The organism is Paraburkholderia humisilvae (genome assembly GCF_902859855.1).
In the GTDB taxonomy this organism is placed as follows: Bacteria; Pseudomonadota; Gammaproteobacteria; order Burkholderiales; family Burkholderiaceae; genus Paraburkholderia; species Paraburkholderia humisilvae.
In genome coordinates this window covers 1-758 of record NZ_CADIKH010000437.1, presented here as the reverse complement: position 1 = coordinate 758, position 758 = coordinate 1, and the positions used below count along the sequence as shown (strand labels likewise).

1 protein-coding gene is annotated in these 758 nt (G+C 64.4%); it reads right to left on the bottom strand.

Annotation, left to right across the window (positions count from 1 at the left end; all coding sequences use genetic code 11):
* Positions 1–758, bottom strand: a 758-nt coding sequence (gene prpD, locus HV796_RS42945) for a 2-methylcitrate dehydratase (RefSeq protein ID WP_175233638.1), incomplete at both ends; no start/stop codon positions are given.

Sequence of the window (758 nt, the reverse complement as noted above, 5' to 3'; positions counted from 1 at the left end):
GGAAACGAGATCTTGAACAGCACGTTCTCCATCACGTACGAGCCGTACGGACGCTGGAACCTGAATTCATTGCCCTTGAACAGCACATCGTAGAAGCCCCATGTTTTCGCGGTGAGCACCGACGGATAGCCCATCTCGCCGGTCTTCGCGATCAGCGCGAGGCGCACCGCGCGCGAGGTGGCGTCGCCGGCGGCCCACGACTTGCGCGAGCCGGTGTTCGGCGCGTGACGGTACGTGCGCAGCGAATGCCCGTCGACGAACGCGAGCGACACCGCGTTGATCAGCTCATCGCGGGTGAGCCCGATCAGTTGCCCGACCACCGCGGTCGACGCGAGCTTCACGAGCAGCACGTGATCGAGCCCGACCTGGTTGAACGAGTTTTCGAGCGCGATGCAGCCTTGAATTTCGTGCGCCTTGACCATGCCGGTCAGCACGTCTTTCATTGTCAGCGGTTTCTTGCCGGCGGCGATCGCATTGCGCGAGAGCCAGTCGGCGGTGGCCAGAATGCCGCCCAGGTTGTCGGACGGATGGCCCCATTCGGCGGCAAGCCAGGTGTCGTTGAAGTCGAGCCAGCGGATCATCGCGCCGATATTGAACGCGGCCTGCACCGGATCGAGCTGGAACGGGGTGCCGGGCACCTTCGCGCCATTGGGCACGATCGTGCCGGGCACGATCGGTCCCATCAGCTTGGTGCAGGCCGGATAGGAGAGGGCCTCGAGTCCGCAGCCGAGCGTGTCGATCAGGCAGTTGCGTGCCGT